The sequence below is a fragment of the Paenibacillus sp. EZ-K15 genome, assembly GCF_002573715.1.
Classification (GTDB): domain Bacteria; phylum Bacillota; class Bacilli; order Paenibacillales; family Paenibacillaceae; genus Paenibacillus_AQ.
This window is the reverse complement of sequence record NZ_PDHM01000016.1, coordinates 815,990-840,426: the sequence shown is the minus strand read 5'-3', so window position 1 is coordinate 840,426 and position 24,437 is coordinate 815,990. Positions and strand designations below refer to the sequence as shown.

25 protein-coding genes and 3 pseudogenes are annotated in these 24,437 nt (G+C 42.3%); 22 read left to right on the top strand and 6 right to left on the bottom strand.

The annotated features are described in order from the left end of the window. Nucleotides 1–123 precede the first annotated feature (123 nt). Both CRG97_RS16295 and CRG97_RS16280 read left to right on the top strand, forming a co-directional pair. Entirely contained in the window at nucleotides 124–732 is a 609-nt protein-coding gene (locus CRG97_RS16295; protein ID WP_153047501.1) for a hypothetical protein, read from the top strand. A 1,173-nt stretch (nucleotides 733–1,905) separates the two neighbouring features. After that, entirely contained in the window at nucleotides 1,906–3,252 is a 1,347-nt protein-coding gene (locus tag CRG97_RS16280) for a lytic polysaccharide monooxygenase (RefSeq protein ID WP_202618946.1), read from the top strand. 337 nt (nucleotides 3,253–3,589) lie between these two features. On the opposite strand, the gene CRG97_RS16275 is transcribed toward CRG97_RS16280, so the two are convergent. Next, the gene (locus CRG97_RS16275) at nucleotides 3,590–4,900 is read right to left on the bottom strand and encodes an amidohydrolase family protein (protein WP_098744912.1); all 1,311 of its coding nucleotides are present in this window, start codon (nucleotides 4,898–4,900) and stop codon (nucleotides 3,590–3,592) included. Between the two features lie 157 nt (nucleotides 4,901–5,057). Here CRG97_RS16275 and CRG97_RS16270 point away from each other — a divergent pair, with 157 nt between their 5' ends. The 4 genes from CRG97_RS16270 to CRG97_RS16255 all read left to right on the top strand — a co-directional run bounded on the left by CRG97_RS16270 (nucleotide 5,058) and on the right by CRG97_RS16255 (nucleotide 8,450). Next, nucleotides 5,058–5,486, top strand: a complete 429-nt coding sequence (locus CRG97_RS16270) for a MarR family winged helix-turn-helix transcriptional regulator (protein ID WP_076321391.1) — start codon at nucleotides 5,058–5,060, stop codon at nucleotides 5,484–5,486. Nucleotides 5,487–5,751: 265 nt separating this feature from the next. Beyond that, complete coding sequence (locus tag CRG97_RS16265; RefSeq protein ID WP_237566432.1) at nucleotides 5,752–6,228, top strand: HIT family protein; 477 nt, start codon at nucleotides 5,752–5,754, stop codon at nucleotides 6,226–6,228. Between the two features lie 256 nt (nucleotides 6,229–6,484). Further along, nucleotides 6,485–6,718 (top strand): transcriptional regulator, encoded by a 234-nt coding sequence (locus CRG97_RS16260; RefSeq protein ID WP_076106729.1) that lies wholly within the window; start codon nucleotides 6,485–6,487, stop codon nucleotides 6,716–6,718. A gap of 568 nt (nucleotides 6,719–7,286) precedes the next feature. Further along, nucleotides 7,287–8,450, top strand: coding sequence for an amidohydrolase family protein (locus CRG97_RS16255; protein WP_098744909.1), 1,164 nt, complete (start codon nucleotides 7,287–7,289; stop codon nucleotides 8,448–8,450). A gap of 160 nt (nucleotides 8,451–8,610) precedes the next feature. Here CRG97_RS16255 and CRG97_RS16250 read toward each other — a convergent pair whose 3' ends face one another. After that, nucleotides 8,611–9,012 carry a VOC family protein gene (locus tag CRG97_RS16250; RefSeq protein WP_098744906.1) on the bottom strand — a complete coding sequence of 134 codons (402 nt, stop codon included), beginning with the start codon at nucleotides 9,010–9,012 and terminating at the stop codon, nucleotides 8,611–8,613. 233 nt (nucleotides 9,013–9,245) lie between these two features. On the opposite strand from CRG97_RS16250, the pseudogene CRG97_RS16245 reads away from it, so the two are divergent. The 11 genes and pseudogenes from CRG97_RS16245 to CRG97_RS16205 all read left to right on the top strand — a co-directional run. Next, nucleotides 9,246–10,508, top strand: a pseudogene (locus CRG97_RS16245) (DEAD/DEAH box helicase); the annotation flags it as partial. A 39-nt stretch (nucleotides 10,509–10,547) separates the two neighbouring features. Continuing rightward, nucleotides 10,548–11,063 (top strand): annotated as a pseudogene (locus CRG97_RS34235) (DEAD/DEAH box helicase); the annotation flags it as partial. Between the two features lie 32 nt (nucleotides 11,064–11,095). Beyond that, the gene (locus CRG97_RS33095; protein ID WP_161952943.1) at nucleotides 11,096–11,269 is read left to right on the top strand and encodes a hypothetical protein; all 174 of its coding nucleotides are present in this window, start codon (nucleotides 11,096–11,098) and stop codon (nucleotides 11,267–11,269) included. Nucleotides 11,270–11,378: 109 nt separating this feature from the next. After that, nucleotides 11,379–11,870 (top strand): NUDIX hydrolase, encoded by a 492-nt coding sequence (locus CRG97_RS16240; protein ID WP_098744900.1) that lies wholly within the window; start codon nucleotides 11,379–11,381, stop codon nucleotides 11,868–11,870. A 14-nt stretch (nucleotides 11,871–11,884) separates the two neighbouring features. Then, on the top strand, nucleotides 11,885–12,283 hold the full coding sequence (locus CRG97_RS16235) for a hypothetical protein (protein WP_098744897.1): 399 nt from the start codon (nucleotides 11,885–11,887) through the stop codon (nucleotides 12,281–12,283). Then, nucleotides 12,277–12,513, top strand: a complete 237-nt coding sequence (locus CRG97_RS16230) for a hypothetical protein (RefSeq protein WP_098744894.1) — start codon at nucleotides 12,277–12,279, stop codon at nucleotides 12,511–12,513. Before CRG97_RS16235 ends, CRG97_RS16230 begins: the two co-directional genes overlap by 7 nt. A gap of 160 nt (nucleotides 12,514–12,673) precedes the next feature. Beyond that, nucleotides 12,674–13,351 (top strand): response regulator transcription factor, encoded by a 678-nt coding sequence (locus CRG97_RS16225; protein ID WP_098744892.1) that lies wholly within the window; start codon nucleotides 12,674–12,676, stop codon nucleotides 13,349–13,351. Next, the gene (locus CRG97_RS16220; protein WP_098744889.1) at nucleotides 13,348–14,358 is read left to right on the top strand and encodes a sensor histidine kinase; all 1,011 of its coding nucleotides are present in this window, start codon (nucleotides 13,348–13,350) and stop codon (nucleotides 14,356–14,358) included. The genes CRG97_RS16225 and CRG97_RS16220 overlap by 4 nt, the downstream gene beginning before the upstream one ends. A gap of 92 nt (nucleotides 14,359–14,450) precedes the next feature. Continuing rightward, complete coding sequence (locus CRG97_RS16215) at nucleotides 14,451–15,164, top strand: ABC transporter ATP-binding protein (protein ID WP_098744887.1); 714 nt, start codon at nucleotides 14,451–14,453, stop codon at nucleotides 15,162–15,164. Continuing rightward, nucleotides 15,161–15,913: an ABC transporter permease gene (locus CRG97_RS16210; protein ID WP_098744884.1), complete on the top strand. Its 753-nt coding sequence runs from the start codon at nucleotides 15,161–15,163 to the stop codon at nucleotides 15,911–15,913. Before CRG97_RS16215 ends, CRG97_RS16210 begins: the two co-directional genes overlap by 4 nt. Continuing rightward, nucleotides 15,910–16,668 carry an ABC transporter permease gene (locus CRG97_RS16205; RefSeq protein WP_098744881.1) on the top strand — a complete coding sequence of 253 codons (759 nt, stop codon included), beginning with the start codon at nucleotides 15,910–15,912 and terminating at the stop codon, nucleotides 16,666–16,668. The genes CRG97_RS16210 and CRG97_RS16205 overlap by 4 nt, the downstream gene beginning before the upstream one ends. A 456-nt stretch (nucleotides 16,669–17,124) precedes the next feature. On the opposite strand, the gene CRG97_RS16200 is transcribed toward CRG97_RS16205, so the two are convergent. Further along, a complete protein-coding gene (locus CRG97_RS16200) occupies nucleotides 17,125–18,297 on the bottom strand; it encodes an MFS transporter (protein ID WP_098744878.1) in 1,173 nt (390 codons plus the stop codon). A gap of 436 nt (nucleotides 18,298–18,733) precedes the next feature. After that, on the bottom strand, nucleotides 18,734–18,871 hold the full coding sequence (locus CRG97_RS34230) for a nitroreductase family protein (protein ID WP_481856197.1): 138 nt from the start codon (nucleotides 18,869–18,871) through the stop codon (nucleotides 18,734–18,736). 295 nt (nucleotides 18,872–19,166) lie between these two features. Here CRG97_RS34230 and CRG97_RS16190 point away from each other — a divergent pair, with 295 nt between their 5' ends. Then, nucleotides 19,167–19,757, top strand: coding sequence for a TetR/AcrR family transcriptional regulator (locus tag CRG97_RS16190; RefSeq protein ID WP_098744875.1), 591 nt, complete (start codon nucleotides 19,167–19,169; stop codon nucleotides 19,755–19,757). A gap of 947 nt (nucleotides 19,758–20,704) precedes the next feature. Then, nucleotides 20,705–20,998 (top strand): hypothetical protein, encoded by a 294-nt coding sequence (locus CRG97_RS16180; RefSeq protein ID WP_098744872.1) that lies wholly within the window; start codon nucleotides 20,705–20,707, stop codon nucleotides 20,996–20,998. Nucleotides 20,999–21,402: 404 nt separating this feature from the next. Here CRG97_RS16180 and CRG97_RS34225 read toward each other — a convergent pair whose 3' ends face one another. Together CRG97_RS34225 and CRG97_RS16175 are read right to left on the bottom strand one after the other, a co-directional pair. Further along, nucleotides 21,403–21,549, bottom strand: a complete 147-nt coding sequence (locus CRG97_RS34225; protein ID WP_481856196.1) for a hypothetical protein — start codon at nucleotides 21,547–21,549, stop codon at nucleotides 21,403–21,405. Between the two features lie 165 nt (nucleotides 21,550–21,714). After that, on the bottom strand, nucleotides 21,715–22,068 hold the full coding sequence (locus CRG97_RS16175; RefSeq protein WP_098744870.1) for a DoxX family protein: 354 nt from the start codon (nucleotides 22,066–22,068) through the stop codon (nucleotides 21,715–21,717). A 141-nt stretch (nucleotides 22,069–22,209) separates the two neighbouring features. Here CRG97_RS16175 and CRG97_RS16170 point away from each other — a divergent pair, with 141 nt between their 5' ends. The 3 genes and pseudogenes from CRG97_RS16170 to CRG97_RS33670 form a co-directional block, all read left to right on the top strand. Continuing rightward, nucleotides 22,210–22,584: a winged helix-turn-helix transcriptional regulator gene (locus CRG97_RS16170; RefSeq protein WP_098744867.1), complete on the top strand. Its 375-nt coding sequence runs from the start codon at nucleotides 22,210–22,212 to the stop codon at nucleotides 22,582–22,584. 825 nt (nucleotides 22,585–23,409) lie between these two features. Continuing rightward, nucleotides 23,410–23,862: a VOC family protein gene (locus tag CRG97_RS16165; RefSeq protein ID WP_098744864.1), complete on the top strand. Its 453-nt coding sequence runs from the start codon at nucleotides 23,410–23,412 to the stop codon at nucleotides 23,860–23,862. A 170-nt stretch (nucleotides 23,863–24,032) separates the two neighbouring features. Next, nucleotides 24,033–24,437, top strand: a pseudogene (locus CRG97_RS33670) (DUF2268 domain-containing putative Zn-dependent protease); the annotation flags it as partial.

Here is a 24,437-nt window from a genome sequence, read left to right as displayed (position 1 = left end):
AGATGTACTTAGACGTTGGATACCGAGTTTGCGAAACTTCCATTATTTGGTGTATTATATGAAGTGAATAGGACTGACGAACGGTTACAGAGTGAAGTGTGAGAAAGGAGCGAAAATGTGAGGATGTATTCTAAAAGCAATAGAATATTGATTGGTGTGGTTTTTATAGTTTGTGTAGTAGGAGGTGTAATGGTATTCCAAAGCACATATGCTAAAAGTACAACTAATCAAAGCCACACAAAATCTCCTTACTATCCTGAAAATGAACATGGACAGACATACGGTTCAGCTGAAGAAGCAACCCCCGTTGAAATGCTACCTGATTTAATCCATGCAGGAAGTGTGAATGGCATTAAAGGGTATTTGCTGAAAAAAGATTATCTCGGTGAACCTGGTGATGTCCCACTGTATGATGTTGATGGGAAAACCATAATTGGTTCTTTTCATATTAGCGCTAAGAATATGAACTATCCTAAAAATAAAAACGGACAGACATACGGTTCTAGCGCAGATGCTACTTCTCCAGAAACGGAACCTGAATTAATCAGTGCTACAGGTGTGGATGGCACTGCAGGATATGTGCTAAAAAAAGACTTAGACGGCGAGCTACCAAAATCACCCGAGGAAGCCATTGCAATACAGAACAGTAGATCACCAGATGGTCGTGATATTCCGCTGTTTGATGTTGATGGTGAAACTGTAATTGGTGTGTTTCATGTTGGAGGAAAGTAATAAAAAGGATGTTAAGTGTTACGCCTCCACAATTGATCAACACCGCTTTGTCCGTCAGGGAAGAGGCCGGTTAAAAAAATTGCGTAAATCTGAGGGGGGGTTGTCGAGGGACAAGGACATAGACCCATTGAAAGTCGCTATTTTAGCGGCTTTTTTGTTATATCAAGATCTTGTCCCGACCCAAGGATAGTAACGGAAATCAAATTGAAAGCGTTTACTAACTACAGCTTAGGGCGGCCGAATCTCTTCAGCTCCATCCTGGAGATGAAGTCGATTATTCCTACGAAGTCTTCTTTGAGAAAGGAAGAACGACGAAGGAGTTATCCGGCGCTGACATTGAGTATTTGAGCAGCCATCCGGATAAGGCGGAAATCGACTCAAAAGGAAAAATTATCGCGAAGCATCCGGGACAAGCCGAGGTGTCGATTCGAATTACATTCGGGGTAACGGTTGAATCCAATAAAATCAAGGTGAAAATAACCGGACCTTTTTTATACTGTTATGACATATAGCAATATGGGGATAAATTTAAACTCCTTCACAGGAACTGGAGCGAAGAGTAGATAAATTACACCCTTGACATGAATTGGTTATTATTCAATAATTATATACAACCAATTACTGGTAATATATCTTTCATTTCTGTCTAACCATATTTCAACTTCGATTGGCTTCATGACACTCCGCTAACACGACTCCAATTTTAACGAAACTAGATTATGCATATATGTAGATTCCTCCATATTGAGACATGATTGCAATCCCCTCGGTGCTTTACCCATAAGCGTACCTACTTGGTTTTGATCTCTACATCGCTTTCGCGCTATGAATGTCAGCATTCATCAGCAGTTTACATAGCTGATTCTATATAGTAGAGCAGAGTTGCTCACGCTTAATTTCCCCTTCCCACAAAGATTTCTAACCCGCTTGTCTTTACGCTTCTCACCATGTGATTAGGTATTGTTTTTCATGACTTTGTACGAGTATATAAGCTCTAAGGAGTTTGTATAAATCGGCTTAAAAAGGAGCGGATGCCCGCACGTTAACGGTTTTGCACAGCTTTGGCAGGATCATATTCAAGAGAGGAGGCAGCTCAAAAGATCGCGACAAAGATGGTGTCGAAAAACGAAAGGTACATCATGACCAAACCAAATCATGGGAGGTAATGTGATGATGTTTCAAACCCGTTCGGATTCCCGTTTCATCCTGCGATTCATGCTGATTGGCGGCGGATTGCTGCTCGTATTCGCTTGTATGTTCGCGTTCTCGAAGACCGTGTCAGCCCACGGATATATTAATGATCCGGCCAGCCGCGCGATCCAGTGTAAAAACGGATTGAATACCAACTGCGGCCCGATCATCTATGAGCCTCAGAGCCTGGAGGGGCCGAAAGGTTTTCCTGCTGCCGGACCCCCTGACGGCAAAATCGCCAGCGCTGGCCTTGCCGGCTTCGCTCAGCTTGACCAGCAATCAGCTACGCGCTGGAACAAGGTGAACATGACGAGCGGCACCAACAACTTTACTTGGATTTTTACCGCTCGTCATGCCACGACAAGCTACCGTTATTTCATCACCAAGCCGGATTGGAATCCCAATGCACCATTGACTCGCGCCCAGTTTGATCTGACTCCGTTCTGCACGATTAACGGGAATGGCCAGCAGCCGCCGGCCACGTTAACCCATACCTGCAACGTGCCGCAAAGAGACGGTTACAATGTCATCCTCGGCGTGTGGGATATCGCGGATACCCAAAATGCCTGGTACATCGTCATCGATGCCCAATTCGGTCCTGGCGACAGCATAGCGCCTACGGCGCCGACTAATTTGGCCGTCAGCAACGTTGGCACAACGACGGCCACGCTGACTTGGGGGGCCTCGACGGACAACAATGCCGTCACGGGTTATGAGGTGTACAATGGTGTCAATGTCATCGCCACTATACCTGCCAATCAGACGAGCGCCAATCTCACCAATCTATTGGCAGGCACGACTTATAACCTAGCTGTGAAGGCGTTCGACGCTTCCGGCAATCGATCGCCGAGCAGCAACAGTGTCCAGTTTACGACCACGCAGTTACCGGTTGACGTGACGCCGCCGACCAATCCGACCGGCCTGCATGTGATGGGCACCCCGACGTCGACATCAGTCACGTTGATGTGGAATGCATCCACGGATGATTCCGGCATCGCTGGTTACCGGATTTACAACGGCAGCACGGTGATCGCTTCCGTCACTGGAACGGCAACCGAGAAGGTCGTTACCGGTTTGTCGCCGAACTCGCAATATACGTTTACGGTCCGCGCTTACGACCCGTCGAACAACGAATCTGGCGACAGCAATGCCGTGACAGTGTCAACGCCTGATGGTCCAAGTGCTACGCCATGGGCGCCAAATACCGCTTATGAGGTCAATGCGCTCGTATCCTATGACGGCAAGGTGTACAAATGCATCCAGCCCCATACCTCCTTGCCGGGTTGGGAGCCGAGTAACGTGCCCGCGCTCTGGCAGGTACAACCGTAAACGCATGCTTTAGAAGAGCAGGAAGCCCGCCGCTTGAAAGAGCGGCGGGCTTATTTTTCATGGTCAATTCAATCGAATAGAAAATGACTCTACCATACTGATACACCAGTGCGAAATATAAGGCTAGAAGGGGGGAGAATAGGATGAAGGAATTGTTGCCGGGCCGTACGCCTCATCCCGAAATGCATTCGGGTCAACGAGAAGCGGGACGACAAAGTGCAAACCGATCCCTGCGATGAGCAATGAGCATCGACTTAAAATAATCAATTAAATCAACTAAAACTCCATGCTTTGGCATGGAGTTTTAGCTTTCCTTGTACAGGGATATCGAATCTGATTAACCTAGTTGCTGCGAACCATTGAACCACACGGATTTGATCGACAAGGTATCCGAGATATTAGTGGTCGGATCACCGTTGACAAGAATAAGATCAGCGCGAGCACCTTCGGTAATACGGCCGCGATCGTGAAGACCAAAGCAACGGGCCGGTTTGGTAGTAGCCGACTGAAGAGCTTCGATCGGAGTGAACCCGGCCTTCACCAGCAGCTGCATTTCGTGGTGGACACTGGCCCCATGAGCAAGACCGCCAAGGTTCGGAACGGGAACCGGCGCGACATCCGTCCCTACCAGAATATCAACTCCGGCACGGTGAAGATCCATCACATTCTTAAAGCTGTTCTCCATATTGCCTTGCGGGAACGTATTGAAGCTTGAGTTCAAAATATCGATCCAATCCGGACTTAATTTGGAATGAACACGCGGATCATTCGCCAATTCCGATGCCGGATTTCCAATAATCGATGAATTCAACACCAAGCAGGGTGTAACAAAAGCGCCTGAATCCGCTATGGATTTCACTAACTCGGACGTGTACTCTGGTCTGTCGATAAACAAGTGACCCAAACCGTCGACTCCAAAATCGATGGCTTCTTGCGATGAAAGAGCCGTCAAGACATGGGCGATGACCAGCTTACCGAACTTGTGGGCTTCTTTCACGGCTGTTTTTAGAATCTCGTCGCTTAGTACAGGCAGGCCAGGTGCACCCATGACCGTTCCTTCTTCAATCATGATCTTAATATAGTCGGCTCCATTCTCCACTTGGGTATGCACATGTTTAATCGCTTCTTCCACCGTCGTCACTTGCGGTATTTCTTCGTGATCGTGAGCGTATGCGGCCAACATCGCTTCCCGGTCTTCCTCCGATAACTTCTCTAATTCCTTTAATACGAATTCCGGTATTTCATCTCCATCCGGCAGTAATTCATCTGGGTGTCCGCCCGGAGCGGTGATGGCTGTGCCCGCAGAACGGACGTCTGCGACGTCATTCACATTTTTCAACTGAATCTCGCGCCCTCTTTTAGTAAAATCGCCGTTCATTTCGAGTTCTGTTGTAACCCCGAATTTTAAGGCATCTCGTAATCCGCCGATTGAGGTGTGGACATGTGCATCAATCAGACCAGGTATTAGAGTCCCATTTTCTCCATCGATAATCGTTGCATCGGCCGGAAGGTCTCCGCCAGCTGAAATAATGGACTCCCCTTTAATGACAACATGTCTGGGCGCAATAATTTGATCTCCATCAAAAATACGTACATTTGTAATCGCGGTAACTTGTTCTAACGCAGCATTTTGAGTTATCTTCTCCATTTGAATTCCTCCCAAGTGTTTGTCGTTCAACAATTCGGAGTATAACTGTTAGTTATCTAACTGTCAACAGACTAATATTTGTTTGACAAGCCTATAGGATCACTGTATAGTTTAGTTGCTTACAATTAGATTTCTAACAATCACAGGGGGGACGATCATGCAATCCCGAAAGGATACGCCTTATCTGGATTTGTTTCAGATTATCGGTCTTAAGTTAAAGAAAAGAGCGGACGAGAGTATAAAAGAACTGGGGTTAAACGCTCAACAAGGAAAAGTAATCGACTATATTTACGAGAACCAACATAATCATATTATTCAAAAGGACCTTGCAGATCGGTTTCATCTACGTGGGGCCAGCATTACAAGCATGCTTCAAGGTCTAGAGCAAAAAGGGTTCATCGAGCGCAAAATCCCGGCCAATAATGAACGGCAAAAAAATATATATGTATTGCCAAAAGCGATTGAACTGATTGAAGACTTTCAAGATTCATTCCAAAAGGTGGAGGAAGAAATCGTTCAAGTCCTTACCGACGAGGAGAAGCAAGTCTTAAAGAAATTGTTGATCAAAATCAATGAGCGCATATAAAGAAGATGATTCCCTATGAAATTATGGAGACATTGTCAAATACGCTTACGACGAGGAACGAATGACGCTAATTTTGTCGGGGAACAAGATCATAGTCCCATTGAAAGTCGCTAATTTAGCGGCTTTTTTTATCGGACCAAGTTGACACATATCTAATTAAAATTTGACAGCTATTTCATTAAGCTAACTGGCAAAATAGCGCAACGAACAGAAGTTGCCTGCGTCTAATAGCTGGTTGGAGAAATATGAAAGGAGTTGAATGAGAATGATGACAGCATCATTTTCACATAAGCCCGAAGGATACGAATGTCCATTTTGTCGAGTTTGGGGTATCGAGCGACCTAATCAGGGAACAAAACAAAGGGAAATCATCTATCAGAATGAAAAGGTAACGGCATTTATAGCGAGCAAATGGTGGCCAAACAATAAAGGACATGTTCTTGTTGTTCCTAATCAACATTTCGAGAACATCTTTGAACTCCCTGCGGATTACGCTGTTGAAATTCACCGAGCGGCTCAGCTTACAGCGTTTGCAATGAAAAATACATATGGATGTGATGGGATTTCTACGCGGCAACATAATGAGCCTGCTGGTAATCAAGACGTGTGGCATTATCATCTCCATGTTTACCCAAGATATGTGAATGATCAACTTTATCTGACAAAGGGCTCTCAGTCCGATCCAGATGAACGCTCTTTCTATGCTGATAAGTTGCGTTCTTGGATAAATGAAAATATTTAAGGTCTAGGAGGAGCGAATGATAACTCTAATAGGAGATGAACCTGAGATTACGTGGGCCATATTTGAGGATTGGGAAAAAAATAAGGTGTTCTCCCATTAAACTATCGGGGAACGATATCGCAACGATGGAACTCGCCCAACAAATTGGGCAGACGCATGGGGAACTTCATTATGGCTCCCTTTATAAAGTATATTCATGCTGGCAATGGACAACGCTTAAGGTTAAATCTTATGTTACGCGGGAGGTCATCGCTTCTTGAAATTTGAACTAGGACGTTGCTTACTGAATGAACGATTGATGGAATCCGGAAAGTCAGCGGAATGGCTGGCAAAAGACTTGCTTTTTAAACCGGAACGAGTTTACGACTTTATTGAAAACAAAAGAGTGATGCCACTCAAAATTGCCATATCGATCGCCGATTCCATCGGTTGTGATGTTCGTGCCTTGTATGAATTAATTCCGAACGATAATGAAGTAAAGGGAGATTAATGGAATAAGTGGTAGGTGGCATTAAGGCTACAAATGTGATCCATTAAGCTAACGGGACACGTTAGTTTAGAGATAAAGGAGCAGTATGCCGGCGGCAGCTGCTCCATTTTTTATAAAGTTAACGGGGAGCATAGTTTCAAGATTATGGTGGTGAACCGTATTATAGGTAGGAATACCACACACAAACCTGTCGGGGGACAAGAGCATGGAGTCTGTCGTTTAGATCTGGCTTCAACTTTTCATATCCAACTTCGATAATTTGGAAAAATGCAGATGATTTTATTTGAAGCCCTTCACAAAGTTCAAAGTCCGATTGCCAAAAAGGACAAGAACATGAGCTGATTACCGATTAGGTACGTATCTAAGTTCTCGAATGGCTTAACTAATGGGCAGGATAGTTCATTTATAATTGGACTTTACAATATATTTAATCCGTCGACATTTTTTTAGCCTGAGATTCTAGATATCAGCAGGTATTGTTTCCATCTGCAAAGTTTTGAACACTCTGTGTTATGGTAGGTAGTGCTATAATTTTTGGTAGAGTCATGCATAAAGTGAGGAGATTTGAATGACAAAAAAGCCGCTGATTTATTTGCTCGCCAGCGTCGTTATCGTGGTGGTGACATTCTTGCTGATGTATTGGCCATTATTTACAAACCCGGGACATATGACGACGAATAAGATGGACGAGCCTTCTGTAAAGCCGCTGACCTCCGCAGCTACTTCCGATACCGCAGCGACAGACACGAAGGGGAATTCGCCAGAGGCCGAAATGAAAAGTCTGGCCGAGCTGGTCGTCGAATACGGTGATTTGCAGCTTGTCGACGCACATAATCATGATGCCAGTGGGTATGCATATTCAAGTATGCTGGCGACCTGGGAGAAATACAGTGTTGACCGAATTGTCCTTTTCGGAGATGTTTCCGAACCTTCGGCGATCGGGACGGACGAGATAGCCTGGAAAGCTTATCAGGAAGCGCCTGACCAGTTCATCCCGTTTTTCTCCGGAATCAATCTCCTAGACGAATCGGGACTTCAGACAGTGAAGAACAATTTGGAGAAAGGGTACTTCGGCATTGGGGAAATCGCCGCTGCCTCCACAAATTCTCCCGTCCTAGCTAATGTCGCCTGGAAAACCAAAGATCCGATGGACGGAATTTTACCGGAAATTTACAAACTCTGCGCGGAATATAAGACACCGGTGTTGCTTCATATCGATCCTCCGAGTGGGGAGCCGGTCAGCAAACTGGAGGAAGCGCTCGAAGACAATCCTGATACGACTTTCATATTCGCCCATATCAACGCTTATAATTCGCCCGACAATGTCGAATATTTGCTAAAGAAGCATCCCAATCTGTACGCCGACTTTTTTGCCGGTTTTACAGCTTCCAATCCAGAGAGCGCCAACCAGCTGGACGACTTCGTATCCGTCATTAAGCAATTTCCCGATCGTTTTCTATTAAGCACCGATTCGGGATTCGGTTTGCCTGGAGGCGAGGAGAAGGCCATCGAAGGGATGTACCGGTTGATCGATGCTTTGGGCGACCGCCGTATAGCACAGCAGGTTGCTGGCGGTAACCTTGAACGGTTGATTCGCTTGCAGCCGGCTACGAAGACGCAGCTTGAGGCGCTTCGCAAAGCCAACGATCTGCCTGGCATAGAGAAGGATTTGTCCAGCCTGACGAAAGAGGAAGCCGGAAAACTGTTGTCGGATAAGGAAACGGATCAATGAGTGCAGCGATCCAGGAATTGGTTTTTCTATTTTTTAAAAAAGACTGAGACACTAGATTATTCCGCTCCAGCCAACGATTTTGATTTGAATTACAGATATGAGATTATAGGTGATGTAAAAAAACGCCGGTGACCTTAAGCAGGTGACCGGCGTTTTCATATTAGCGTTTCGGCATTTTGCTCTCATCCATGTACAGCAGGTTCCAGCGGTGACCGTCCAGGTCGGCAAATCCTGCGCCGTACATCCAGCCGTCAATTTCACTCGGCTTGCCAAAGATATTTCCTCCGGCAAACTCTACTTTTTGAATAAAGGCATCTACTTCTTCCCTGCTTTCAGCGCCAATGGAAAATATTACTTCTGCGCTATGGGAAGTATCTGCGGTTTTTGAACCTGTAAATTTCTCAAACGCCGCATCCGGGAACAGCAGAATCGTTGTTTGGCCTATGGCAAGCTTGGCTCTCTCGTTACCAACGCTCACCGCATGAAATCCAATCTCATTGAAAAAGGCAGTTGACCTCTCAACATCTTTGACCGGCAGGTTAATCCAGATCTCCTGTGACATGGCATAGCCTCCTGGAATATATTTAAAACCATTCCTACTATACTCTACTTCTGGCAGCAGAAGCGAATCTTATAAAAGAAACCGCAAGGTATCGATCTATCTATCTATTTTACGAGAACAAAACAAGATAAATGTTGTCTAACGGGGCACTAGCTAATTGAAATCAGTGCAAAATACAAGCCTTCCTATTTTTTTATATCCCTATATTATTTAGGATAGGAGAGTGATGACAGATGAAAACATTAGCAGTGTGGAAAGAGTTCCTTCGTCCGTACGATAGTTCAAACGATTATGTTAAAGAAATTATCAAAACTGGTCGTCATTTAAGTCGATCAGGAGCAGTCTACAATTATAGCCATGATGAAAAATCAATTCAAGCAAGTGTTGCTGGTAAAAGCGGTGGACATGAAGTGAAAATTCAAGAGTTAAAATACAGTTGTACATGTTCTGTAGCTTCGTTTTGTGAACATATAACAGCTACCTTTTTTTATACAGAACGTATGCAAAATCCTGGACAGTTAGGAGAATTATTTGATTATTGGAAGACGATCGAAAAAAGAAGCGTATCTTCAGATCGTTCGGAAAATCCATTATATAGTGACCAAATGAATGCTATCAAAAAAAGAAAGACTCCTTTAAAGAAGACTACTGAGCTAACCTGTACATTACGACAATATCAATTAGAGGGAGCTGAATGGTTAGTACATTTAAATAAACATAAAATCGGAGCTTTATTAGCAGATGATATGGGATTAGGAAAAACCATTCAAACAATCGCTTTCTTTAATGAAGTACGTCACAAACAAAAAATTTCATTAATTGTTGTACCTACTTCATTAATAGCTAATTGGGAAAAAGAAATCAGCAAATTCGCTCCCAATATTAAAATCCACATTCACTATGGAACCGAAAGGGCAAAAGATAGCTTCAAAATGTATATAGATAAATTCGATATTATCTTAACAACTTATAGCACACTTACAAATGACCAAATTCTCTTCAAGAACATGAATTGGCATATTATTTGTTTGGATGAAGCCCAGCATATAAAAGCTGTCCAAACAAAACGATCCAATGTTATACGCTCTTTGAACAGTGAGGGTAAAGTTGCCTTAAGTGGGACTCCTATTGAAAATCGTCTAATGGAGTTATGGTCACTTGTTGAGTTTCTAAATCCAAAGTTTCTGGGTACAGAAGCAGTATTTAAGCAGCTATATGTCCAACCAATCGAACGTGAGCATAATCAAGAAAAGATACAACAGTTACAACAACTCATTCAGCCTTTCATTCTAAGAAGAACAAAGAGGGAAGAAAAAATAAAAGGTGATCTACCTGAGAAAATAGAGCAAAAGCAATACTGCACATTAACTGACGAACAAGAAGAGTTATACAAAAAATTGGTGCATGAAGTAAAAGAAGAAGCAAAGAAGTTAACGAGGAAAACACGAAAGCCATATATGATGACTGTTATTGGAAAATTAAAGCAATTATGTAATCATCCTGGATTATACTTAAAAGAACAAAACATAACGAAAATTGCAGAACGTTCTAATAAAGTAGCCCTAGTTGATGAACTGATTAGTACTATTCTTGAGGCAGATGAAAGTGTAATTCTTTTTACTCAATATGTAAAAATGGGGGAGTTACTACAACAACATTTAACTGAAAGATTTGATGTCAATGTTCTATTCTTGAACGGTAGTACCTTACAAAAGGAACGGACGAAGATGGTGGAGGATTTTCAAAGCAAAAAAACACCTATTTTTATTCTTTCCTTGAAAGCTGGAGGAACAGGTTTGAACCTAACAGCAGCTAACCATGTTATACATTTTGATCGTTGGTGGAACCCAGCAGTTGAAAATCAAGCCACCGACCGTGTACACCGCATAGGTCAAGAAAACTTTGTACAAGTCCATAAACTAATTACTATTGATACACTAGAAGAAAAAATTGATAACATCTTAAGTTATAAACAAGAATTGAGTGAATCCATGTTATCATCTTCAGGTACAAATTCGATCTTTGAGGAAGATATTGATAATTTAATTTAATTTATCTGAATGAACATACGGAGGCGATTTTCATGTACCACATCGCGATCTGCAATGACGAAGAGGAGCAAAGGGAACAGGTCAAGCGGATGCTGCTCGCTTTATCCGTCAAGACCGGGATTGATTTTGAGGTCACCTTGTTTCAAGCGGGCGAGCAAATGATAGAGCATTTCGAAATCGAGGATGAACCTTTTCACATCCTTTAGCAAGCCTGAAAGAATTAAAGCCGTGGGTTTAATTGACCATTGGGCAGGAAAGTGCGGATAGGTTATGGAATAAATAGACAAACATTGCCGTATAAGGAGGCTGTAATATATGCCATTCCCAACGCACATCGTAGCCGCAGGTGGATTTGTGGAAGATGGAGAAGGAAATATCCTTTTAGTAAAAACCCGTGATGGTGGTTGGGTTTACCCTGGTGGACAAGTGGAAGTTGGAGAAAATCTGATGGATGCTTTGGTTCGCGAAATCAAAGAGGAAAGCGGAATTGACACCACAGTTAGCTACTTAATCGGTGTCTATTCGAATACAGGGATTTTTAAATGGTACGATGGCGTGACAGATGTTCCTACGCAAGTTGGGTTTGATTTCGTATGCAAACCCGTTGGTGGGGAGTTGTTAGCTGTTACTGAAGAAACAACCGATAGCCGATGGGTTGCGAAAGATAGAGTTCTTGATTTCATTATACAACCAGCTATTCGCACTCGCTATCAGGCTTATTTGGATTTTAATGGAGCGGTAAATTACGTAGAGTATGTAACGCAACCCGAGTTCATCATAAAACACCAAACATACATTTCGAAGTAGAAAGTTTCACGTTATTGAACAAACGTCTGGCCGAGCTGGTCGTCGAGTACGGCGATTTGCAGCTTGTCGACGGACATAATCATGATGCCAGTGGGTATGCATATTCAAGTATGCTGGCGACCTGGGAGAAATACAGCGTTGACCGAATTGTCCTTTTCGGAGATGTTTCCGATCCTTCGGCGATCAGGACGGACGAGATAGCCTGGAAAACCAAAGATCCGATGGACGGGGTTTTACCGGACATTTACAAACTCTGCGCGGAATATAAGACACCGGTGTTCCTCCATATCGATCCTCCGAGCGGGGAGCCGGTCGGCAAACTGGAAGAAGCGCTCGAGAACAATCCTGATACGATTTTCATATTCGCCATATCAACGCTTATAATTCGCCCGACAATGTTGAATTTTTGCTAAAAAAACATCCCAATCTGTACGCCGACTTTTTTGTCGGTTTTACAGCGTCCAATCCGGAGAGCGCTAACCAGCTGGACGACATCGTATCCGTCATTAAGCAATTTCCCGATCGTTTTCTATTAAGCACTGATTCGGGATACGGTTTGCCTGGAGGCATGGAGAAGGATTTGTCCAGCCTGACGAAAGAGAAAGCCGGAAAACTGTTGTCGGATAAGGAAACGGATCAATGAGTGCAGTGATCTAGGAATTGGTCTATCTATTTTTTGAAAAAAGACTGGGACACTAGATTATTCCGCTCCAGCCAAGTTCCCTCGAATATCTAAATCTACGCTCCTCTGGCGCATACAAACCCTGGCGTATCAAAATACTATGTAGAGAGAGGGATGATACTTGAAAAGAAGCGTATTATATATTGAAGATAATGAGAAAATAGGTTGTTGGGTAAAAGAAGAATTGGAACAGCGAGGATTTTCAGTTCAGTGGCTGCTTTCTGGTGAAGGAGCCGAAAAAGAAGTACATCAGCATGAAATCGTTATTTTGGATATCATGTTACCCGGTTTAGACGGATTTACGGTGGGAAAACGATTAAAAAAGGCAGCTCCAGCTGTTCCTATATTGCTGTTATCAGCTCGAACATCGATAAATGATAAGGTAGATGGTTTGCAATTTGCTGATGACTATTTAACGAAGCCATTCCATATGGATGAATTAGTTGCAAGATTAGAAGTATTAATCCGTCGAAGTGGTGGAACACATTCCGGACGTATTTCATTAGGAAATCATATTGAAGTAGATCCAGAAGCCCAAATGGTATTTGACAAACGCACAGGAGAAGAAATTATATTGACAGGGAAACAACATCAAATTTTAATGTATTTCTTACGACATCCTAATCAAGTTTTACCAAAAGAACAAATTTATGAAGCGATTTGGGAAGAAGCGTATATAACGGGTGATAAAACATTAATGGTGCATATCCATCGACTGCGTCAAAAACTTGAACGTCATCCAGATTCCCCAGAGATTATTGAAACGTTGAAGGGAATAGGCTATCGGGTGAAATTATGAAGCAGACTAGATCATTATTTCGCCATTTTTTAAAAGGACATTTTCTATTTATCTTTTTTCCTCCCATTGTGATTATTTTCTTCTCTGCGTTCTTTGGGTTTTCTGATATTAATGAAATAGATATGAATACATTAGATCAATTTTACGTTTCCGTACTATTGTTTGGTTTTATTATGGTCGCATTTGTTGTGATGTCTTGGCTTTTCTTCTTAAGACTTCGCAAACGTCTCACCCGCTTACAGGAAGTCATGTCATTTTCAGCTAATCATAATTCATTTCCTAAACCAATATCTGTTCAAATGGATCGTATGGATGAAATAGACCAGTTAGGAAGTTCTTTTAATTGGATGATTCAGCAGCTTGAAGACAGTCGCAAGCGAGAATATGAAGAGGAATTGTTACGACATCGACTCATTGCGAATTTATCTCACGACTTACGAACGCCACTTACCATTTTGAGAGGACATATCACCAGATTAAATAAAGAATCCATGAGTTTAGAAGGACAAGACTCATTAACAGAGATGAACCATACGATTACAAGAGTCGGAGATCTAATGGATGATTTACTTTCCTATACATTGCTTACATCAGGGAAACATCCTTTTGACCCCACTTCAACAGATATTGTACGTTTAGTAAGAGCATCTGTTGCTGCGTGGTATCCTGCATTTGAAGAAAAAGAAATTCAGTTCGATGTTGATTTACCGACAGAGGAGACTTTTTGTTGGGAAGCAGATCCTAAATGGATGACACGGGTTCTGGATAATCTATTTCAGAATATTCTTCGTCATGCTGCAGAGGGGAAATATGCAAACATTGTGGTTGATGTAGAAAAAGAACTGATCATTGTTGCAGACAGAGGTCCAGGTATGGATAACTCTTCCTATGAGCGTGGGGCGGGGATTGGTTTATCGACTTCAAATTATATGTTGAAAAAAATGAAGCTGAAAGCTGACTTTACATCAAATGAAAATGGTACAAGAGTAGTTATTGGTAAAGCTTAACCTAAAGTTAACTCAGAAGTAAACAGCATGATAACTGGGATGTAACTTTGCTTCTTTATAATTAGAACCATAACAGAAAGGGAGTGTTATGGTTGCTTACAATTAATAACTTAGTCAAACATCGCGGAACTCAAGAAATCTTATCAGGTATCAGTTTTAAAGCTAGACCAGGTAGAGTAACTGGTTTTTTAGGTCCAAATGGGGCAGGTAAAAGTTCTACACTTCGTATCCTGCTTGGATTAGATCGTGCCACCTCAGGAAGTGCACTAATTAATGGAAAGCCATTCGCAGAATTACATAATCCTCTAGCAACAGTAGGTGCCGCACTTGATGGATTTGGAGCTCATCGTATGCGAACAGGACGGGCACATTTGCGTTGGATTGCTCGTGCCGCAGGATTGCCTCGCTCACGTGTCGAGGAAGTTCTGGAAATAGTAGGTCTTACTAATGCAGCCGGAAAAAGAGTCGGGAATTATTCCCTTGGTATGGGGAGAAGACTTGGGATGGCAGCTGCACTACTTGGCGATCCAAAAATATTGGTTTTAGATGAACCCGTAAACGGCCTCGACCCGGAAGGAATTCGCTGGATTCGGACATTTTTACGTGAACGTGCGGCGTCTGGTAACACGGTGTTGCTATCCAGTCATCTAATGGGAGAGCTTGCAGAGACTGTTGATGATGTGGTGATTATTAATCATGGAAAAGTCGTTGCAGATGGAACATTGGAAGAAGTAATAGGTAACCATTCCACGTTGGAGAAAGCCTTTTTTGCCCTGACATCTGGACATGCAGGTGATAATGTATGAGAGCATTTAACGCCGAACTATCTAAATTGTTCTCTCTACCGGGCATTTGGCTTGCCTTTCTTATTGGAGCAGTTGCCCCAGCGGTCATTGCTGCCTTAGACAGTACAGCACAAAAAGAGGAGATTATAGCTGGAGTCAGCACACGGCTATCGGAAGTTGGCTATATTGGATTAGGTCTTGGTGTGCAAGGTGTCATTATTCTTGGTGTGCTTGCTGTCAGCAGTGAGTATTTGACAGAGAGCAGTGAATCTGGTGGAGGGAATCAGATTACGACAAGTTTATCTGTTGTTTCATCAAGGCTTCATTTTTTGCTGGCAAAAGCAGGCGCTGTGACAGTGATCAGCATACTGCTTTGTATTGTTGGTATGATGACAACTGTGTTAGCAACGCATCTTATTCTTGGTGAATATGCTCCTGCGTTTGAATGGTCTAGACTGATCGGTGCAGTTTGTTACTGGACATTCACTGCTCTTTTAGCATTTGGGATTACTGTTCTAACTAAGAATGGCATTATCCCGCTTGCTGTGCTCATGATAAATTCATCCGTTGTATCAGTCAGTTACCTCCTTTCTAAGGTTACAACGTTAGCGTTTTACTTACCAGATATAGCTGGCCTTAATATGTTTATAAGCGACGGACTTCACAAATTTCACACCCCATTCACTGGCGGTTTAATCATGTCTGCCTGGGTAGTCGTTCTTTTCATTGTTGCAGCTATTGTATTCCATAGGAGGGACGTTGCATCATGAGTGTCTCATTGAGTAGAAAGATAACACAAATCCTCCGTGCCGAACTGGATAAATTAGTTACATTACCATTGATTTGGCTCACTCTTATGGGTACATTCATTCTTAATTTAGTTTTAGCCGCAGCTTTTACTTCTGTTGGTTTACAAGGGGCCGCAGGAACACAAAGTATACTGGATATAGGACTTGCTTCTATGGGATATCTTCAAGCAGGATTCATTATTCTTGGTATCTTAGCTACTTGTTCGGAGTATACGGGGGGACAGATTCGAACTACTTTAACTACGATACCTTGGCGCGGGTATCAATTATCCACGAAACATTTGGCATTGGGCATTATAACCATACCTGTGGCGTTTATTATTGCTGCATCAGGTGTACTATACACTTTTATTATGATGAGAGACACAGCAGCAGTGATTGAAATAGATACATTGATAAAAACATTATTAGGTGCAACAGGCTATCTAACATTAACCACACTCCTCAGTGCAGCTATAGGTGCTTTACTAAGACGAACCACTTCTGCTTTAGTGATACTGCTTGGTTATTATTTCATTGTCAGTCCATTGTCGAGAGATTTTCTATCTAGTATTAAAAATTATTTTCCGGATACGGCAGGAGCTTATATGTATATGCTGCCTTCCTCTGATAAAATAAATGTCCTTACAGCAATGCAAGGGACAGGTATTACAATGTTATGGACAGTGATCTTTATTACATTAGCTATTGTATTTTACCGTAAACGAGATGCCTAAGTTTAGATTTCATCTTTTTACAAAATAAGTTTAAGTGAAAAAAGATAATCGGCTTAAATAAAGCGATCGAAAACAGTATATCTTTAAATGTAATTAATTTTTTGCGCTATGGATATTTCACGTCTCGGCACAATGCGGGCTGTGGCTTACGAACGGTGGGGATCAAGCTACTAAATAAAGACCGGAAAGTAGCAAGCGTGCAAGTGGCTCCTTACTTTCCGGTCTTATATGCGTTCGGACCTATGCATAACGCCTACGGAGGTGAGAAAAACATGTCATGTTGGGCAGCAGATACACTTTTTACCTGAAGACAAGAACTAGCCCCATTCACGATAAGTGACACAATACATGGCCCATTCTCCTTTATTGTTAAGAATGAATAAGATCCGAAAGATCAACTTAGTGAGCAGAGTCCTTTATCAAATATTAATCAAACATTCCATTTTTAGCATACCCTTAATCCGCTGACTGCACCGCCGAATGCCGTGATGCCATACTGGACAATACAAACACGGCAATGATGGCGATGAGTACGCCGAGTGCCCCGAACCAGGTAATGGATGCCAAAGAAACACGGTTAACGAGCAGCCCGCCGATTCCTGCGCCGACAGCCATAGCAAGCTGCATCATGGAACTGTTCAAGCTCAGCATGACGCCCGAGGATTCAGGAACAAGCGAAACCAAGTTAAATTGCTGCGCCGGAGCGGATGACCAGGCGGCAAAAGACCAGAGGATCAAAATGGCGAATACGGCAATGACCGACTGTCCGACTAAGGATAGCAAAATCAACGAAATGATGTGAAGCACCATCCCTGAAACGAGCGTGTATTTGATACCCCGTCTATCCGCGCTGTAGCCGCCGACTTTCGAGCCAATCAAACTGGCAATGCCGAACACGAACAAAGCTGCGCTAATCAATGATTCATTTAAATGAGTCACCTCTAGCAGAAAAGGGGAGATGTAAGTATAGGCGAGGGAATATCCTCCCAACCAGAAAAAAGTAATCGCTAAAGCAACCAAAACCTGAGGTTTTTTTAACAAAGCAAATTGTTTGATCAAAGGGACAGGCTTGTCGCCCCGCATACTTGGAAAAACCGCAGCAATGACAAGCATGGTGATGACCCCGACAATTGCGATGGCCATAAATACCGCTTTCCAGCCAAAAGCCGAGGCTACCATTCTGCCAAGCGGGACACCGATAATGAGCGATGCGGTAATGCCCATGGTGACGTTGGCGATGGCGCTGGCCTGCTTGCCTGGCGGAGCGATTTTAGCGGCGATGCTGAGCGCGTTAACGGTGACCACCCCGGCGCCTAACGCCGTAATGATTCTGGCTGCAATAAAGAGACCGAAGCCGGACAATATAAATGTCAGCAGATTTGCGGCAATAAAGAGGCCAAGCGAATAAAGGAGGAGCTTACGCCGGTCCATTTTGGCCGTCAGCGCCATCAAAATAGGCGTGCCGACCGCATAGGCCAGGGAATAAACCGTAATGAGCTGGCCTGCTGCCGCAACGCTTGTACCCAACGTCTCTGCGATCCGGTCCAATATCCCGGAAATGATGTAATTGGATGTTCCAACTAGAAAGCTGATCAAGGATAGAACGTAAACTTTCCATGTGTTCTTCATAATTCACTCTCCTGATGTGTTTTAAATAACCATTTTTTTAAAAATATAGAAATATAAATATAAATCAAAAAAAGGACACATAAATAAATTCCGTATTTCGTGCATATATGATCAATTTCTCATATATTAGTTATTTGTATTCATCAAATCAAAGAAGCCCCCAGCTTGTTGATTGGCTCTAATATAGCTTTACAACGCCTTGTTAGAATCTGATGCGTATAACTTGTAAAAGACCTTAGCTCGCCGTTGTTTATGCGGGTGCCACAATCTTTTACATTTTGTTATTCCTAAGTCATTTCGTTAAAGAAAGCTACATCATCCTCGACTGCCAGCCTCTCCGTCGGATGTCCGAATTTCGCCGCCTTGCCGATGGCGATCAGCATAGTCGGAACGTAGCGTTCTGATATTTGGAAAGCTTCGCAATGATAGCCGAAGATTAGACCACTTGCTGTTGATTGAATGCGATCGGAAGCAGCTTCTGTTTCAGCTCCGGCGAGTCGATAACAAGAAACCGCCACGGCTGTAGGTTAGCGGCAGAAAGAGCCAGCGTGGCTTGACGCAATGTTTCGGTCAATTCCTCCCGCGAAATATTGATCTCGGGATCCGAACCGACCGGTGTTCTCGAATAACATCAAAAGAAAGTTGGTGCTCCATCGTTAGTGACGGTTGTGAAACCGACATGGGTTCTCTCCTCCTTTTAGAAAAGTGGCATTCTGCATTTTGCAATACAACAGTAGTTGTTTGAACAACACTTGTTGTATTTATATGCTATAATACCAACCGAATGGTGCGCAATCATCAATAACCATAAACCGTTGTATAGACAACACCATTTCTAAAATGTCGTTTTATTAGGGGAGATCTTAACCATGACAATTAAAAAGAATGAAGCTGATCCTCGAGTGATACGTACACGGCGACTGCTTCAAGACGCTTTTGCTTCATTAATTCAAGATAAAGACTTTGAATCGATAACCGTTAAGGATATTGCAGAGCGGGCTACTGTTAACAGAGCGACTTTTTATGCGCACTTTGTAGATAAATTCGAAATTCTAGAGGCCAGACTAATGGAATCCTTTATGAACATTATAAATAGTAGAATAAGCGGTCACGAAGTATTAAATGAAGAAACAATTCAGAGTATTTTTCTAGGTGTATGCGATTTTCACAAAGATCTAAGCACTATGTGCAAAAGAAGGTATACATCACTTGGAGCTGTATTCGAAATTCAAATAAAGGAAAAAATTCAGACAATACTTCTTTCCTTTATAGACAAAGACAAGATGCTATCGAGTCCAAACTCGCAATTCTTAATAAATACAGCTTCTATCATGTTAAGCTGGGGGATGTATGGGGCGGCTTACGTTTGGAACAATGAGGGGCGTCTCATAAGTGCGGAAGCATTCGTTAAACAGACTATGCCCTTAGTGATGAACGGAGCCAAAGAACTGCTGGGATAGGTCCTGTCGCTATTGCTGCGGAAGCAAAATCGGCGCCTGGCAAAAAAGCCACTACCATGAGTTTGTTTCGGAGTTTTATGTTATGCAGTCAGGATGGATTTTGTATACACAGAAGGATGAGAATGAACGTAGTTGTGCTTGTTAAGAGAAGGGGAGAGTGTAACTTTCCTCCCGCATGTTCATCACAACATTTATTTATCTGCAGAATCAGTAATACACACTATAAAATATGGAACAGCTAATTGCACTGATTGGATCGCATCACCAGAATTAGATAAGCTCACGAACATTTGTGTCCTAATTTTATCAGTAAGAAAGGCACCATTTTAGAACTATAGGGAAACACTAGTTGAAATCAAGTCTTAAACCTTCTATTAGAAGCAATCTAGAATTACTTGGCGCTAATAGGTGGTTTTATTATGATTTTAAGTGAACTTTGGCGTCATTATGAGGCAGATAAACGAATCCAAGAGTTAAGTCCAAATACATTGAGGGCGTATGTCTTGCAACTCAAGATGTTGGTTACGGACCTCCGGGATGTAGATATCTCTGAGATCACACTGAATCTGCTGAAGGAATAAAGTCGAGGGACAAGAACATGGTCCCTTTGAAGGTCGCTATTAGCGGCTTTTTTTTGTTTTATCGGTACAAGTTCTTGTACCGAGCCAAGGACAAGAACTTGTACCGATTGCCCTAAAGGACAAGAAGTTGGTCCGATTACCGATTAGACAGAAATCTAATTAAAATTCGTTAGCTACTCTGGTTCCAAGCATAAACAGAACGTCTTCTGCTCTTATTTCGTGGTGATGACCGAGATCAGTAGCCACCGCTGTGGCAAACTACCAGCTTTAAAAAATACAATATTCCCGATAAGTAGCCAAACTTTATTTGATACAATATGTTTTTATATTTAGATACTTGAAAAAATCTTAGTTGGAGGAGAAACAATGCAGGAAAAAAGTAAATCATCTATTTTGATTGGAATCTTAATTTGTCTTATAATTATCGCTCTTAAGCCAGTCCCCTCATTTAATTATAATGCTCCTGATTTTCCATCATATGGCGAATCAGTTGTACAACTAGCTGAGAATAGAATAGCCATAGTTGATACAGACATTAATTCTGGAATGAGGGGAGAAGTATTTGTTTTGGAGTACAATGAGAATAAGAAGACCTTTGATCCTATTGGAAGATATAATTATGTTGACTTTTTTAGAAATCCTGAAAAATACAATCAATAATTCATAAAAGAGTTTAACCAAGATGAACCAAAAGATTTGAAAGTAAAGGTTCTAGAGCTCTATAACACCGTTATCTGGTTGGATAATGTATGGAATAGAGGTAACGATATATATTTGTCGGGTGACAAAAACATAGTAACATTAGAAGCCGCTGACTATGCGGCTTTTTATATTTATGTTATCAAATTCTTGTCAAACACAATAACAAGAACTTGATAACAATCCCAACTGATGACAAGGACATTGTTACATTCCCGATATGATTTTATCGACGGCGGTAGACGCCCTTTTATTAAGCTAACGGGCAGGAGAGTTGAATTAAACAAGAGTATAGTATCACCAAAAAAATGGAGGAATGTCTTTTTTAAATGGTTTTTTTGAATTCTATCTGTACGTCAATTGCATTAATAATATATCGCTGATCGCACTTGACCAATGGAGAATAATTTCTCCATACTGCGAACCAATATTAAGATTTTCCGATTACACTCCGAAGCAGCATGAATGACTTGTTGTAACCTTTGGACATTAGACCTGAAAGTTGCAAACAAAATTCGGCCAAGCTTTTCGTAGGTGCAGCGAAAACTAAAAATGGAATCAGCTTAGAAGAAGATGTGACCTCGCATAAAAAAGCCTTTGTTCTCGTCGTGCTTTTCTCAAGAACCTTCTCTTTCCCATTGCCGTAAAGGGGATAATCAAACCTGTGTCCGGTAGCATCACAGCCTACCGAACGCCACAATCAACGCCAGCGCTATAAAAACGATATTCACGCCAAGCACCCGGTACTCTTTTCGCCGAATATGGAACAGCATGCCGATCAGCACGATCACGGCCAGAGCAATCGCAGCGATAGGTGTCAGCACCGGCGCTATATCTAGAGCCAGCGGTAAAACTAGTCCCAGCGCTCCCAGAAGTTCCAAAATTCCGATCAGAATAACTAGTCCTTTAGGCACGTCGTTTATCCAAGGCCAAGCTTTTTTTGACGACTCGGTACGAACTGCCTTCATCCATCCGGAATAAACAAAACCACCCACAAGCACAATTTGTATCGCCCATAAAGTTACGTTCATCTTTTTCTCTTCCTCTCGCTTGTTCAATTTCGACCTCTGCCCCTATACTATAGTGAGGAAGCCCGATAGGAAAGTAGGCACTTAAACCTAACCTGGTAACCAAAAGGTAACCTTGGAACATACGTAAAGCGAGGAATAGCGATGACGATCTATTGCAAATTTGGAACGGCACTGGAGATTCTTACGGGCAAATGGAAACCGATGATCCTCCTACGTCTGCTGAGCAGCGATACAATGCGGTTCAGCGAACTACAAAAAGCGATTCCAGACATTTCAAAAAAGATGCTTGCCCAGCAGTTGAAGGAGCTGGAGTATCACGATATTGTACACCGCGAAGTGTATGCACAGATTCCGCCGAAGGTCGAATATTCGATAACGGAGTACGGACAACGGATGAAGCCACTGCTTCAGGCAATGAGCGACTGGGGCATCGGGCATGTCGAGCATATGCGGGAACTGAACGACAAAGACAATGCAGTAACGGAAGGTTCTTCTGGCCTCCGGAACGGTTTATAAACGCGCGATCCGGTCCCACTAACATACGTTCATCTCATGCAAAAAAAAATGCAAGTAACCGCGGACCGAGGTGCGAGCGAATACTTTCTGAACGACCACCCAAATATACAGCCAAGTACAAGTGCGCGCCATGTGGAACCGAAATACTATCTGGCCAGGTAGTAAACGCCATAATTATGAAACGGCCGAGCACTGTGATAAGCATTAAAATTCGTGGTGTCTATCAGCCTGTAGTTTGCTGCAACCGGTATGGTTGCCTCTTCAACCGATACACTTTGAAAATAGTGCAAGTCTGTATGCAGAAAACTCATTCACAACACTATATCCTATAAATCTGTTCCCCAATTGGGACAAAAACATGTCGAAAGTCGCTAATATAGCGGCTTTTTTATTTTATCGGTACAAGTTTTTGTCCCGAGCCAAGGACAAGAACTTGTACCGATTATCGATCAGATAAGTATTTCCATGCAATTTCATTAAGCTAACGGGCAGTTTAGTTTAATGATCAAAAATAATAAGCAGGAGATAATATCGTAACTCCGAATTGTTAAAGTATAAAAATATTAGGAGTTTAGAAAAGGGGTATCTACGTAATTTTATTACGTAAAACGATCTTATTACGGTAATTATGAATTGAATTTCGTAGAATAAAAGTTAATATGACATATCCGAAAACCAAATTTCACATTTTACTATGCTGTGACTTATCTTTGTTATCATGAACTGTGACAAGATGTTAATCGTTTGGAAGGAATTAGTAATTCCTGATAGAATAAATATGAAGATGATCAGGTAATAAATTTGTACACATAAGGAGATAAAACTATGGCAAAAAACAAATTACTAAGAATGGACAATGTTGGCATCGTTGTAGAATCCCTTGATGACGCAATCTCTTTCTTCGAGGAGATTGGCTTGAAGCTCGAAGGGCGAGCTACTGTCGAAGGTGAATGGGCTGGTCGCGTAACCGGGCTGGGTTCACAGTGTGTAGAGATTGCTATGATGGTTACCCCAGATGGCCACAGCCGACTTGAACTTTCGCGATTTCTCACCCCATCTACTATATCAGATCACCGAACTGCTCCTGTAAATGCCCTCGGTTATCTACGCGTCATGTTCACCGTTGAAGACATTGACGAAATGGTATCCAGACTCACTAAGTATGGTGCTCAGCTCGTTGGCGAAGTGGTTCAGTACGAGGAGTCGTATCGGCTTTGCTACATTCGTGGAAATGAAGGACTTCTAATCGGTTTGGCGGAACAACTCGGTAATAAATAAGTGACGTTTAAAAGAAGACTTAACTGAAATATACATTACTAGAATAAAAACAGAAACAGAAAAGATAGTTTTAAGAACATGTAAAATAATTTTGATTCAAGGTTCTTGACTATGACGTTAGGTCATAGTGCATAATTCTCTCTAAGAATACATATCTAGGAGTGAGAGAGATGAACATAAAATCACTGCGTTCAGATCATATTTATCAAAAAGTTGCCCAATCTTCGCCCGAAGAAAAGCTTGAATTATTCAGAAACGAAATGATGGCTCCCTTTATGAAACAATGGCAAACTCAACAAATCCCTTTTAGAGCTGAAGAGGCGAATGGTTTTGACGTTATTACGTTTAATAGTATGATGCATCGATCCCCTGATCAGATTACCCAGCAGATTTCACCTGAGGTAGAGTTGATTTCGTCAGATTCTTTTTGGTTAGAGTGTGAGCACGCTGTAAGGAAAAGCCTCCGTCTATTTATAGAACATGAAATAAGTCTCCCCGTATCTGAATATTTGTTTACCATTCAACTAGGGAATCCGGAAAACCGTGCCTTAACCATAAACGAAGGATATAGCGGC

Excerpts from the sequence above, each read along its gene's own strand:
- CRG97_RS16255 (WP_098744909.1), top strand. The coding sequence starts at position 7,287 with ATGACAAAAAAGCCGCTGATTTATTTGCTCGCCAGCGTCGTTATCGTG.
- CRG97_RS16240 (WP_098744900.1), top strand. The coding sequence starts at position 11,379 with ATGCCATTCCCAACGCACATCGTAGCCGCAGGTGGATTTGTGGAAGAT.
- CRG97_RS16180 (WP_098744872.1), top strand. The coding sequence starts at position 20,705 with ATGCAGGAAAAAAGTAAATCATCTATTTTGATTGGAATCTTAATTTGT.
- CRG97_RS33095 (WP_161952943.1), top strand. The coding sequence starts at position 11,096 with ATGTACCACATCGCGATCTGCAATGACGAAGAGGAGCAAAGGGAACAG.
- CRG97_RS16265 (WP_237566432.1), top strand. The coding sequence starts at position 5,752 with ATGATGACAGCATCATTTTCACATAAGCCCGAAGGATACGAATGTCCA.
- CRG97_RS16200 (WP_098744878.1), bottom strand. The coding sequence starts at position 18,297 with ATGAAGAACACATGGAAAGTTTACGTTCTATCCTTGATCAGCTTTCTA.
- CRG97_RS16295 (WP_153047501.1), top strand. The coding sequence starts at position 124 with ATGTATTCTAAAAGCAATAGAATATTGATTGGTGTGGTTTTTATAGTT.
- CRG97_RS16170 (WP_098744867.1), top strand. The coding sequence starts at position 22,210 with ATGACGATCTATTGCAAATTTGGAACGGCACTGGAGATTCTTACGGGC.
- CRG97_RS16205 (WP_098744881.1), top strand. The coding sequence starts at position 15,910 with ATGAGTGTCTCATTGAGTAGAAAGATAACACAAATCCTCCGTGCCGAA.
- CRG97_RS16175 (WP_098744870.1), bottom strand. The coding sequence starts at position 22,068 with ATGAACGTAACTTTATGGGCGATACAAATTGTGCTTGTGGGTGGTTTT.
- CRG97_RS16250 (WP_098744906.1), bottom strand. The coding sequence starts at position 9,012 with ATGTCACAGGAGATCTGGATTAACCTGCCGGTCAAAGATGTTGAGAGG.
- CRG97_RS16270 (WP_076321391.1), top strand. The coding sequence starts at position 5,058 with ATGCAATCCCGAAAGGATACGCCTTATCTGGATTTGTTTCAGATTATC.
- CRG97_RS16190 (WP_098744875.1), top strand. The coding sequence starts at position 19,167 with ATGACAATTAAAAAGAATGAAGCTGATCCTCGAGTGATACGTACACGG.
- CRG97_RS16275 (WP_098744912.1), bottom strand. The coding sequence starts at position 4,900 with ATGGAGAAGATAACTCAAAATGCTGCGTTAGAACAAGTTACCGCGATT.
- CRG97_RS16220 (WP_098744889.1), top strand. The coding sequence starts at position 13,348 with ATGAAGCAGACTAGATCATTATTTCGCCATTTTTTAAAAGGACATTTT.
- CRG97_RS16210 (WP_098744884.1), top strand. The coding sequence starts at position 15,161 with ATGAGAGCATTTAACGCCGAACTATCTAAATTGTTCTCTCTACCGGGC.
- CRG97_RS16280 (WP_202618946.1), top strand. The coding sequence starts at position 1,906 with ATGTTTCAAACCCGTTCGGATTCCCGTTTCATCCTGCGATTCATGCTG.
- CRG97_RS16165 (WP_098744864.1), top strand. The coding sequence starts at position 23,410 with ATGGCAAAAAACAAATTACTAAGAATGGACAATGTTGGCATCGTTGTA.